The sequence below is a fragment of the Atribacter sp. genome, assembly GCF_035418125.1.
In the GTDB taxonomy this organism is placed as follows: domain Bacteria; phylum Atribacterota; class Atribacteria; order Atribacterales; family Atribacteraceae; genus Atribacter; species Atribacter allofermentans.
The window spans coordinates 1-13,454 of sequence record NZ_DAOLQM010000033.1 but is presented as its reverse complement, the minus strand read 5'-3'; the positions used below and the strand labels follow the sequence as shown (position 1 = coordinate 13,454).

The 13,454-nt window shown below is 40.6% G+C and carries 7 protein-coding genes; all 7 read right to left on the bottom strand.

What is annotated here, in order from left to right:
* A partial coding sequence (locus PLK24_RS03400) for a hypothetical protein (RefSeq protein WP_324476361.1) occupies positions 1–227 on the bottom strand: 227 nt, incomplete at its 3' end.
* 195 nt (positions 228–422) lie between these two features.
* Positions 423–1,292 (bottom strand): hypothetical protein, encoded by an 870-nt coding sequence (locus PLK24_RS03395; protein WP_324476360.1) that lies wholly within the window; start codon positions 1,290–1,292, stop codon positions 423–425.
* Positions 1,282–4,467, bottom strand: a complete 3,186-nt coding sequence (locus PLK24_RS03390; protein ID WP_324476359.1) for an AAA domain-containing protein — start codon at positions 4,465–4,467, stop codon at positions 1,282–1,284. The genes PLK24_RS03395 and PLK24_RS03390 overlap by 11 nt, the downstream gene beginning before the upstream one ends.
* A gap of 1 nt (position 4,468) precedes the next feature.
* The gene (locus tag PLK24_RS03385; RefSeq protein WP_324476358.1) at positions 4,469–6,526 is read right to left on the bottom strand and encodes a hypothetical protein; all 2,058 of its coding nucleotides are present in this window, start codon (positions 6,524–6,526) and stop codon (positions 4,469–4,471) included.
* Positions 6,523–9,078, bottom strand: coding sequence for a DEAD/DEAH box helicase (locus PLK24_RS03380; protein ID WP_324476357.1), 2,556 nt, complete (start codon positions 9,076–9,078; stop codon positions 6,523–6,525). The genes PLK24_RS03385 and PLK24_RS03380 overlap by 4 nt, the downstream gene beginning before the upstream one ends.
* A gap of 12 nt (positions 9,079–9,090) precedes the next feature.
* Positions 9,091–12,474 (bottom strand): hypothetical protein, encoded by a 3,384-nt coding sequence (locus PLK24_RS03375; protein ID WP_324476356.1) that lies wholly within the window; start codon positions 12,472–12,474, stop codon positions 9,091–9,093.
* Entirely contained in the window at positions 12,467–13,156 is a 690-nt protein-coding gene (locus PLK24_RS03370) for a hypothetical protein (RefSeq protein ID WP_324476355.1), read from the bottom strand. The genes PLK24_RS03375 and PLK24_RS03370 overlap by 8 nt, the downstream gene beginning before the upstream one ends.
* Positions 13,157–13,454: the final 298 nt, after the last annotated feature.

The following is a 13,454-nucleotide window of genomic DNA, read 5'->3' as shown; positions in this document are numbered from 1 at the left end:
AAGGAGGGGGAGAAACGCGGGGACACATAAAGGGGGCAGGCATAACCGGGGATTGCGAATTGCCCTTTGGGTGTATCCTTCGAAACCGGAGAACGGGCGGGTATTCTTGCTGGTGCATGATCGTGTTTCTTCATTTCTGGAAAAACAATTACCATCACTGGGAGGAGCATTTTTCCCATTTCATGAAGGGCGGGAAAGAGGGGTTTTTTGATAAATCTGTGAAACAATAGGATTGAGTTTCCTGATTTTTCGCTAAGGAACGGTTGGGAAATACCATGGTGGATATGTGGATGATTTCCCCCTCTGCCTCAAAAAAAGGGGAGTGCTGGAAGAACCCTCATGACCCGGAGAATTTTGATGATCGCATCCTTGTATTATGTGGATAGAGTCGCGTCATGCATAACGGGTAAGCTCCCGGATAATTAGCGTTGCTGTGTCGGTTTTGGGAATAAAAGAGTAAATAATCTTCTCTTCTGTGTTAATAGTTTTTTTAAAAAATCTGTTTGCCCGAAATGCGAACAATATACAATAGCATCATGTAACATGATCACATATCTCTGGATATCAAAAACAGATAAAGACATGATTTTTCTACGGTTCAAAGTTTTCACATCATTGATAAAATTTTGGAAATTCAAGTTGGTAAAACTAAATCTCAATAAATTTGGGTCTTCAGAAAGAGTATCCCGTATATTTTCATAATTTTGAGGATCTGTAGAGAATGGTATAGGACCATATATACTTTGAACAGAGTGAGAGTCTTTTTCTTCGAGAGACTCCATAACCTTCGTGAGAGGCATTTGCCATATTTCGCATAATTTTTGAAGGATGGCGGTGAATTCTCCCCTATCAACAGGGACTACATTGGTTTCTGAAAGGATGTCTGAATGCCAATCAAGGAGACTGTTGCCCAAAAAAAGGTCATATATTCTTGCTTCAAACGGGATTGGTATTAATGAATATCGCACGTCCCTATTATGCCCCGGACTTGAATTCCACCCAACCCGCCGGGCAACATACCCAAATTCGAGTAAATCCTGATTTTTTCTCATAATATGCAAAATATCATCGATCTCGTCCCTCTCTATTCCATATTTTTCAGATAATTCTGAAACGGTCCACGGACCGCCTATTAAATCAGATATAATCAATTCATCGATGGGTTCCTGGAGAATCCGATAACTTGTAGGGTCCCACTCTGAAATAGTTCTTACAATCTTATTATTGCAGATAATTCGTAAATCTGCAATGAGATGATCAAGTGGAATATCATTCCCATCACTACGATCCATGTGATATCTGTCCCTGTAAATGAGAAGATTGGATTAAACGTGCAAATATCCGGCTTTGTTCGAGCATATTCTTATTCCCGACGAGAATGAGGTTTTCGGTCGCACTTGTGAGAATGGTATAGAGTGTTTTCAAATCGGTAAGGGGGTACCGCAAAATCCGCTCTTCGTTAGCATTCACAAGTGAAACAATCACAGTCCGATAATTCGTTCCACTGGCCTGGAGAGGAACCATAACGGGAATATCTGTCACACCTTCCTTAAAGAGGGCTTCCCGTAGCCGGGACGCTTGACTGATAAAGGGGGTGATGACCGCGGTGTCTTTTAGGAACCGTGTATCGGACTTTATAAGGTTGATCACGGTCTGGACTTCCTGCTCATTCGAATATAACAATTCCTGGAGAGTCTCAGAGAACTGCACAGGCATGTGTATCACAAGGTTTACATTCTCTCCAGAATCTGGAGTATTACCGAGGGGTTCTTTTGAGACAACTGTGAATGATAATGTCCCCACCCGGATAAGAGATGAGACCTTTATCTGGTGGATCGATTCGCGACGGAGGGCATTGAGGAGACTTTCAATCGAACTTAAATCGAGAGGTTGCTCAGGTGCAATCCCGAGTGCATAGAGAAGAGAAGAATCGCCCATTTTAAGGGAAAAAGAGCACGTAAGGCTCTTTATTTGGGACTCAATACCAGCAACATCGATGAAGGTAACCGATCCATTATACGACTGAATTTTGAGATCAATCTCGCTTTGAGCAAGTGCCTCGGCCACCGGGAGCGGAAGTGTTTTGAATGGTTCTCCATAAACCGAAAACTCGGAAGAATCAAAGTACGAGTCATACGTTACCAAGCGTTCAAAAGGCCCAAAGGAAAGTCCGAGGTGACGGGCTTCCTGACTCCTTACCGGGTATGCGACCCGGTAGGCATCTCCAATCATAAGAGTATGATAACCAAAATTCCGCAGGTAAAGGAAAAACGGTTCAAAATACTGTTCTGCCCCGGTTATAATGACATAATCAAAAAAGACCGACCTTTGGGGATGCTTTAGGAACTCAAAGAGATGTGAGAACTTTAAAAAATTCACGTCAGTGACGATTACGGGAGATCTTTCAAATTTCGCAGCGATATCTTCAGGAAGATCATTCTCGCCAATCTCAAAAGGTCGTGGATCGTGGGGGAAATTTTCCACTCTGTTTAAGATGAGGATCTCGTGGTTTTTTGGGTAATAGGAGAGAAATTCCTCGATCTCTAAAGGATTCTTGAGGATAACCAACGATGTCGAAGGTCGGGGAAGTGAACATACCACTTCTGCACACTTCTTTGTATCAGGCACCTGCCCTGGCGAATGGAGTGCAACCACCCTTTTCTTTCTCAGATCATGGGCTATTTTTTCCGGGTTATATGGATGCACGTTCCGCTTCTCGAGCATCCGCTTCCTCGAATTATTATCTGAAATCTCTTTACGTCGGTTTCTTTGAGTATAATCAATGGCCTTAAGGAGATATCGGAACACACCTTTTTCGTGATAATTTTTAACAAGGGAATATTCCGCATAAGAAAAGAACTCCTTGTGAAATTTACCACTGAACAAAATTGTCACCTTATTGATGTTATATTCCATCAATATCCCCAAGTACTGGAATTTGCGATCGGGTGTTGAGATAATGACTGAATCACCTGGTACAACATCGAGGGAGGGGATTGCGCTTGTACAGGAAAAAATTCCCATGTATCCCTTGAACTCGTCAAGGATGAGGTGGTCGACCCGTTGACCACATATAATAAGTACCTCGTTTGGCAAGGTCTGGATTTGCTGGGAGAGAAATTCTAGTTCCTGACCTTCTGCCATAATTGCTTTCCTCATTTTACTATAACGGTCAAGAATTGCGGTATCAAAATAGGAGAATTTTACGGGACATTTGTCAAACAATTGACATTTTGAAGTTATTTTCCCGTTCTCCCCTATTTCAGCACAATCCCAGTACCGTTCCACCTGGCAATAAAACTGGCAGGGGGGATAGAGATTTCGAAGGAAATGTCCGGATTCAATGGCGAATCTGCATTTTGTGCAGTTCCGGCCAAGCGTCGTTGGGAGAGAGAGATTCTTTCTTAAGAGGAGAGCCTTGTGCCTTGCATAGAGAATTTGCGTGATGTCCTCATCTGAGAGTGTGATCTCGTGGATATGACGTCTTTGACTTTCACCATCAGGTGCTGCTTTTTGTGAGTAGAAGAGATAACCCGTCCGCTGTCCTGACTCGAGAAAACTGGCCAGTAAATATATTTTCAATTGGAGGATATGGTCTTTGTTTACGTTCCAGGAGGTTTTCATTTCAACAGGAATCTTACCATCAAGAATGAAATCTACGATCCCGTTGAAGCCATAAATCTGGTTCAGCTGTTGCTCGGCCTCAATTTTTTTCCCCTCAAAAAAGGAGAGAACCTCTGGATCATCAAAAAGTTTTTTTAATTGGTTATAGGTTTCTTCCTGTACATCTTCAAGAGGGGTCTGTGCAAGGTGGTGGAGCGCAGCATCTATCCTGAAGGTCGTTTCCATCTCCTTCCTGATACGCGCCCGTATTATCCTATCCTGTTCTGATTTTGGGGTTTGATAAAAATCTCTTAATTCATTGTCCACGAGGATGTGCTGGGTTATATAATGGACCAGGTTTCCCTTGCTGATTTTTTTATTAGGAATTTTGAGAATCTTTTGAGTTATATTCTTGACATAGTTCAAATAATAAATCCTTTCGCATTGTAATACCCCTATCACTTCGCGAGGCCCGATTGGAATAGTAGGCTCGGCAATGAGAATATCTTTGATATTTATCCAAAGAATCTCCTGGGAATATTTTGCATACCCCTGGAAAAAAACTTCTGCACCCTGATGGAACAACCGCTGCATTTCTTTGTGCTCATTATCAATACCTTTCAGGATAGCCCATAATTCAGGCGAAGAAGACCGGAATGGCAACCAGTCTGGTGTTTTTTCCCAAATAGCCAGCCTGATTTCCACGTCAGTCGGAGAATCAAGACGGATAATGTACTTGGGACCCCCATGAATACACGAATAATAGGGATTTGATTTCAGTCGAGCAACGCTTTGTATCCATAAGTTTGAGTATGTGGAGGGGCGCTCCGAGAGATCCTTCATGCTGACAAAGGAGCCTGTCATGTCATCCTCTCCAGGATTTTATAATCTTATAGAACAGTCGTTTTTCGAGGAGGTTCGACTGGAACAATGTTCCATTATAATGATTCTCGATATCGAGGCATTCAGGACACGCATTGATACAGACTGGCAGAACCTCTGATATCCTCAAATAAATCTCTGATAAATCCCCTTTTTTCATTGTCTTAAAATATTCAAATGCCCCGATAGCCCGAGGATCGGAGAATCGGTGAGCTTCCTGGAAGAGGAGAAGATCAATGATTGTGGGGGTCCTGTGCAGTATCTGCTGCAGTTCAGCATAACTTCTGGTCAGTTCATGGTAGAGTACGATAAGGTCATCCGATGAGGATAACCGTGCACAATTGTGTTTGGTGAAAGTGATAATGTCTTCTCTGACTTTCTCTGTTAATTTTATTTCATGTGTTTTTTCTACTTTATTGAGGGCATTTCGAATAACCTGGTCCCTCGTGCGATCATCTGTTAAAAAGACTCCCGCAAGGAAGTGCGTATCATATGAAGAAAAGATAATGTGAATCACTGCATCCGAGATATCTACTTCACATTGGAGAGCCTCCGCTAGTCCATCCTCGAATTGCATTCCTTCTTTGAACTTTTCATTCATTTTCCTAAAGAATTCTTTAGCAATACCCGTGCCACCCTGTATAGTATCATAGGCATACACGTGGAGAGTTTTTCCATCGTCTGATAGAGAATGGAGGAAGACCAATCCCTCGGCCACTTCGTTAAAGACACACTGGGCCCAGGCCTGGATAGTTTTTTCAATAGTAGAGCAGATGACATCGTCTACAAATTTACCAAATTCCTGCTCATCATACGCTAAAAGAATCAATGAAGGGAGAACACTATGGGGGGATGATATCAGCTCTCTAAACTGTTCCACATGAGCAGTAGTATATCCAGCTAAACGAAGCCGGATCTCTGATTCCAATGGAATTGTTTGGTTGAGAATTCGTTGTTGATCCTGGCTTCCAAGCCTGAAAAAGCGGCGGATATCTGAACCGGGGTCTTCTATTCTCATCCAGTAATCAAGAGCGTTGAGAATTCCACAAACCCATTCAACATCATAGGAGGATTCAAGTAACTGTTGCTCGTAAAACAATTTCCGGTACATTAGTACCCTGATGCACTGCAAGCGCAGATCATTACAGAGTCTATCATCTCTTTTAAGAACCTCCATCGCAGCCACGCGGATCTTATTCAAATCAATGATGAAATCCACAGCCTGGGATATATGCTCCGTCGCAATGATGGCATGGACGTTGTCCCGGTCATTGAAAAACCGGATGATTCGGGTGAGAGGTTGCCCTTTAGGGAAAATCTCAAGGCAATTGGCATAGTAGCATCGGGCTACTTTAAAATCATCTATAAAACAAAGATCACGAAGGAAAGATTGCTGAAATATATCTAGACATGCATTATTTTGCACTTGTGCACTGAGAATAAGATTCTCAAAGAGTGGAGTGGAGAGGGGATCCCGCATAATCTCATGAGTAGTGCCAGGTTCACGGGTTAGAGTTAATAGATAAGACGAGTCATTCCAGTAGAATTTTTTGGCATGCGGGAGCTCATCGACATACACCGTCTCTGGAAAATAAACCCATGTATTTGAGGTGGGAAAGGAAAGAGGAGAGAAAAAAGGTCTTGAATAGATCTCTTCAAGGGGGACAGTTTTACCATAATCAAACGTTCTTGTAATATCAGCTGCCCGGAGAAGATGCTGACTTGGTCTCCAGTCTGTCCTCCAGTGTTTGAATTCCCACCGCTTCTTGAAGCCTCCGGGGAGAAAATTGTGCATGATAAACTCTTTCGATTCCTGATCGACTGTTTTTAGTGACCCTTTGCTTCTCTGTATGACGGTCATCGAACCCCCTACATATTCCGGAATAAATCCTGCAGGGATGAGATATGGTTTTATCACAAATGGATCCAATGCACAAAGATCCGGAGGATGTAAATGTGCCATCATTGCGTTCTGATCAGAATACTGACTCCAATACTTGTACGCTGCCTTTAACCGGGCGATCTGGGTCTCCCTATTCATAATTTCCCTCCGAGGAGAACGATGGTCTGGAGGATATCTGTTTTTATCTCTTCGATCGACCGGTCATTCCGGATAAATCGAATTTTCTCGATTAAGGGCACGTTATCAGGTTCTGAATCGACCTTTTCCAGCCAGGTCCCTAAATATTCATATATTTGTTTAAGAATTTTTGAAGCATCTGAATCAGAAATCTGGAATGTCTGTGTAATCTCTTCAATGAGATGCTGGCTATTTTGAATGATGATTCGTCTTGTCTCTTCGATATCCATCTGGTAATAATTCCTCTCTACATACTCAGAAGGTCCAATGGTGCTGATATAGTCATAAATAAAGGATGTGATATGCATCGTCTTCACATAGGCATTATCCGGATCGAGAGAAATTTCCAGTTTCGAGGGATCTGGATTGGTCAAGAGTGAATTATGATGAAAATAAAAAGAGTCGAGAGGTCGGGAACCGAGCACCACAACTGCAATCGGCATATCCAATGGGGATCGCCCCCCCCGACCAAGTCTCTGCACAAAACCGGGGATATTCATAGGAGCCATGTATTGGAATGTCCCGATGATGGCACTGTGATCAAAACCTACCTCGAGCGCAGACGTGGTAATCATCATATTCCAATCATCAGTCTCCACGTTGCTTCCCCGGCAATCCTGCGTAGTCCCAGATTTATGGATATGTATGCGAGAGGGGTCACAATCTTCAGGTTTCATCACCCACCAACATTCCCCGTCGGAATAGACCTTGCACGGGTTGATATATCGATTAGGAGGAAGTTGGTTACAGGGAACATGAGGACATTGGCGATTAAATGCGGTGTCAAGTTTTTGGTCAGGAATGCGAAGGCGATATAATTGTTTATTAGACTCAGCGTCGCATAATTTTTCACCGAGTCTTTTGATGATATCAATAGAATCGACAAAACCAATAATGCGATCTTTTCCCGGCATTTTCAGCATCGTATGATAAAAGCAGAAAGCCGTCTGGATCATGGCCGATAAATTCGTTGCAATTGTCGTACTGTCTTCTTCCTGTTCACTTGATTCTCCGTCTTTTCTCACGGTCAGAGGTTTTTTAATTGTCACTTTCCTTGGATTCGTCGTTTTCAGGAAAATCACATATTCACGACCTGTCTGCACAAGATCGCGTTCCTCGGGTTTTATCACGATGGCATCTTCCGTTGAGAAGAGATTTTTTGCAAAAAGTGCCGGTGCTCCGATAGTAGCGCTTGAGGCAATGAACACGGGTTCAACCTTACCTTTCTGAATTCTGCGACGGAGTCTTTTTACAATATTTGCGACATGCATGCCCATCTGGTTAGTATAAAGGTGGGCCTCGTCAAAGACGACAAACTTAGGCAGGGTCGCTTTTCCATCCCAGATGTTTTTCTTTCCCTCCCGGTCCATTAAGCGCCGGTGAAGCGAGTCGGGAGTGGTAATGATGATATCTGCGGTGGAGAGTTTGTTCACGATAAAATCGATAATATGGGTATCATTATGATCACAGACATATATCCCATGTGAACCCATCTGGGCAACCTTTCCTTCACATTCGGGGTACGGGCAATTGAAGGAGATCGTATCTGTTTTGCCATGTTGGATTCCTATTTTGAGTTTATGGAAACCAGACTTTTCCTGTGTATTCAGAATAAGGACGTATCGTACAAGGCGTTGGAGCTGATCATTACAAAGATCAATACGGGGATATATCAACAGGGCCTTAGTCCCTTTTTTTTTATTCATAAGGAGGGAGTAGAGGAGAACTGGAAAGAGAAATGTCTCAGTCTTTCCGGATCCTGTTCCGGATTGAATAATGAAGGAAAGTCGATTCGACTTGAAATTATCAGAAATTGCTGCATTGAATATCTCTCTAAATCCCTCTACTTGGAAATTGGAGAGAAAAATATCTTTGGAGTTCCTTTTAAAATATGTACATATCATATCCTTGAGATCTTTGAAGGCAGACTCATACTGATTTGGTTCCTTCAGGAGAACACGAATTGAGTCATTCAGGGTTATATAATTCTTGGTTTCAAAGATATTGTGGATAACCTTGGGAAGGGGAACGGTACGTTCCGGTCGCATTCGAGGTTTGATATGCAATTTAACCATTTGAATCAAACCTGGACTTTGATTATAGTCCTCGTCCATTCTCTGCTTAAGATAAGAGAGGTAACGTACCAATTCGGCAATCCGACTGCGAACCCGTTGCTTGTCGTAAATATAAAAGATAACTCCGCTTTCGACCATCTCACGGATACACTGGGTGACAATCACACACTCTTCCTCACGGGGAAAAGACGAGACGTCGCTAGATCCTGTCAATTCATTGCGTAAGACCTTTAGTTCCCCGGGAAATGTGACAAAAACGTGGTTAATTAAATCCGCAACGGAAACCGAACAATCATAGATTCCAGAATTAATATCAATCTCATTCTTCTTCTCAATGAATTCCAAGAGATTGTTTTTTATTTTTTCAACCGTCGCAGTCTGTTCTGGAGAGAGAGATTGCCACTTATATACCATCGCACTATAGGTCTCAAGATTCATCCAGGTCCAGCCTCATTTCAATTTAATATTAATATCTTTGATTTTTCCAGCCAGATAGAGATTTTTTAGGATTGTAAACGTATCTTCAACGGAGTAGTTTTTCAATACCTCATGCATTGTGAGGGTATCATGTGTCTTAAAAGACTCAAGGAATTGATCTTCAGGGGTTTTGGGTTGATCAGTCTTCTTTTTCCGGGTTTCCTCAAATTCTTTTAATTTTATATCAAGTATTGCAAAATTCCACTTTTTCAATTCTTCACGGGCCTCGTCCAGTATTTTTTTCAAGTCAGCCTCATTGTGAACACATGCCTCAAGGCCTGTGATGCGTTGCTCATATCCCTTGTAGGTATTGTATGCCTGGTTGAGTTGACTATAGATATCCTGTGTTTTGGAATAAATATTGGATATACATTTCCTAGCGGAATCAAATTTCCCGGAATTATACAAGTTCGTATAATCACTCTGGAAAGAAGCATGAAGAGAATCCATTAAATCTTTGACTGTCTTTCCATCCTGGACTTTCCCCTCGTATCCTAACCTAGCAAGATCTTCTAATTTTTTGAGACATTGTTTGGCAAGATCTGTGTATCTTGTTGCTAATTGTGTACAGGGTACCTTACTCTCCTTTCTCTCCTTGACATTTGTTCGATATTGATTGATTTGTTTTTCAAGATTAGATGCATCAATATCCAGAGTGGAATAATCCGGTTTTAGAAAATGTGTATTTAGTTGGTCAAATTGCTTTATTATTTCAGATCTCCATTCTTCATGCTCGATTTCTGAAATAAAACCTTCAGAGAAGGCATTCTTTATTTCTTCTAAGAAAATTTTTTGTAACCCCTCTATTTTATGAACGAGAGATTTATATTCATCTATTTTCTGATTGATAGATTTATTAATATCTTTATGGAAGGTATTTATCTCAGTCAGTAACTCAGTGCATTCAGTTAACTCCTTACTCCCTATCTCAATTTTATCTTGAAGCCTCTCAATTTTATTTTTAATTCCCCCTAATTTTATTTTAAAATCCCCTATCTCAATTCTTAATTTTCCGGCCTCTTTTATCGATTCTTCCAATTCTTTGAATTTTTCATTGCATTTTTTAAGATGTACCTCCAATTTCTCAGAAAAATCCACAAGACTATAGTGATTCTTCCCATCTTTTCGGGTAGGTATAATCATGTTCTGAACCATCAGAATCTCAAGATACCACTGTACCATATGTTCTTCATTTCCTGGAGGACATTGGAGGACGTATTTTTCATTGAGATACTGCAGGATTTGATCTGCAGTGACATCACGTTGCTTACTGATGAAATTATAGAGTGGTTTCCAAGGGGGATCATGATCTAATGTAGCAATTCTCCACCTATTTCCCTCCTTAAGAATAAATCGTTGAGATTCAAGATTCTCCAGATAATATCTGTTAATATATTGAGAGTCTAGTTTATTCTTTAAATCCGTAATTGAAAATGTGTCCAGAGAATGTGCTGCAAGATGATAGATAATTCTCCTGGCCAGTTCTTCTTCAGGATAGATAAGGGCCTTCTTGTTGACCAGTGTCTCAATTTTTTCCAGAACTTTTAACTGTTGCAACAATTCGGAGGTATCAATTTTTTCATCAATTTTAACCTCCCGATTTCCAAGAAGCATGAGTGTTCCCATGACTTGATTGGAATCGCTCGATACATCACTGGTCTTGATAACAACGATGTTCTCGCAAAAACTCCTCTTGTTCTTCTCTCGGAGCTCGTTTTTAAGACGGTTGTAATGGGGATCCGCACTAAATCTTGGACCATCATAAATTATGCATACGAAATGGGCAATTTTCGTTTCCATCAGAGAAATGCATTTTTTAAATAGATCGGTGGGAAATTCATGACCTTTAAATACTGTAAATGCGACACTGACGTTTGAGGATGATGCCGGCATTCTCACTTTTCCAACAATGATTTCTTTTTGTATTGGACTATTTTCAATCTCCACTTTTTGTTTGAATTCTCCCTTGCATTCTTCCTGAATCAATCGCCAGAATCCCGATACAAGTTGTTTTTGGTACTTCTCGGGACTCTGAATAATCTTGATAATTTCACTATCAAGCAGTTGTTCAATCTTTGAAGAGTACCTTTTTCCTTTGAAGACCTCGGCCTTCAGATCGTTATGCACGACATAAAAGGTCTTCCCCACATCGTTTGTCTGCCTTTCCAATATGCGAATTCCGTCCAAAGGCTGCGTGAGATCTTCAGCAAATTTTTTCTTTGAGAAATCTGAAGCTGAAACAATACCATTCTCCCCAATTAATTTCCCGCGTAATCGTTCAAAATCACTCTTTAATTGATCATCTATTTCACCAAGTTTCGCAGAAATCCTATCGAGACTGTGAAAATCAAGAACAACCTCCTTATTGAAATATTGAACGTGTGTCGCAAGTACCTGGAGAATGCATTCCCCATCAACTTCTTTGACTCCTCGCATGAGAGCATTCTCGATCCCCTTATTCATAATGGAAAGGATTTCCCTTGGATGACCTCCTGTGATTGTATTCACGACGCTGATTACCCCTTCATGTATGGGATAAAAAGAATCGGAACGAACAGTACGGGCACTGTTCAACCTGTCGAGAATCATGGCCTTTGTATCGGATTCAGAGAGATATCCAAGAACAATATCCTCATGTTGTTGAAACCGCTGGAAGAAGGCATCTCCTATTTTACTCTCTGTGGGTTCATTCATGTCCAAATTACTGATTTTAGATAATGCTTCCCGTGAGAACCCCAATATTATGTGAAGAGGATAAGACACGAGGTTATTCACTATATGGACAAGGGACTGGATAAAATACTGGATCTCATCTTTATCCCTTGATTGAACGATATCTTCTGCCTCATCCACAAGAAGAAAAATTCCTTCATAGTTGAGATATTGCAATTTAATTATCAGACTTGAAAGATTTTTGATTATATTATCACGAAGTTTTTCCCTCTTATATCCAGGATCCACACTTTCTTGAGGTTCTACTTCAGGTAATGAAATGATAAACTCATTCAGTTCAGGAATCCCCTCTTTCAACTGTTCAATGAATACTTCATAGAATCGCCTTATGCTGACACCAAGATTTCCGATGTAGATTGCCAATACCCGATTGCCATATTTTCCGCTATTTATTTCTCCTCGGAGACGAAGGAGGTGATGAGTTTTTCCTGTACCGTACTCACCACGAATTATAATCTTCTGCATTTTTTTCTTATTAATAGCCTGATTGACGAAATTTTCAATTCTGGTAATCTGATCTTCCCTACCATAGAGGGTATAGCGTTTAATACTCTCTTCTTCCGCGATAGTAAGATCAAAAGGGTTAAAGTCAAGACCCATGTCTGATAAGGTAATTTCATTCATACAGATTCAACTCCTTCGCAACCTCCATGTTTAATGAAAATTTTTCATAACTCCCTGGAATAACTAATGCGGGAATGAGGGTAGTTTTCAGGAATAAAAACTGGTCATCAAATTCTTTGTAATTTATATTGTATTTAAGAGAAAAATGTTCCTGGATTGCAGGTTTATGGACCGTTAAATCATCACTTTTTAATGCAAGATACTCTTCGATAAGCAGTTGTGTAAAAATAAGGGGGTGGAATTTTTCAAGTTTATATACTATCCCCGAGGTTTTTCCATTTTCGAGTGATTTTTTCCGAGTTATTTCAAGACGTTCCAACTGGGTAAGAGATGTATCAATAGTGAATGAATTGAATGTGTGATTGAAGACCGTCCTTTTAGTAAAATAGTGTCGGATGGTATTCTTGTCGGCCTCATACCCTCTCTTAATGATAAAGGCCGCAATATCCCTGATTTCAGGTGAAAAGAAAAGGGAATTCGTCTGGATCATATCAAAGACGTTCGTCATGTCATGCCGGGTATAAGCGAGGTATATCTGTTGACCTGAATAGAGGCGAATAAGAGAATGTATGACCTGTGGCGTGAGTGCAACCTTCTCATCTTTTTCCTTTACAAATTGTAAAACTTTTAAATTAAAAAGGACATCATCTGTAGATCCTTCGAGTTTTTTCTTTTTTTCCAATTTTTCCTTGTCCACGAAGTCTCTTAAAAAATCAAAAAGGTTTTCTTTTGAACTGGGACCATTCTCACCGAGAAACTTGATCGCCTGAATCATAAGATATACATTGGGAAAACTACGCCTTTTCATTCTTTTTCCCTATATTATCCAATAAGGATTATATCAATATGAATAATTCGCATTGTAAATATGATAGGGGATAAGAGAAAAGGGAAAAATGTATTCTAAAATGGAATAAATAAAAAAAATTAGCCCCCTCTCCGGATCACCACTCAGATAACTTCTGTAATCGAATCTTTTC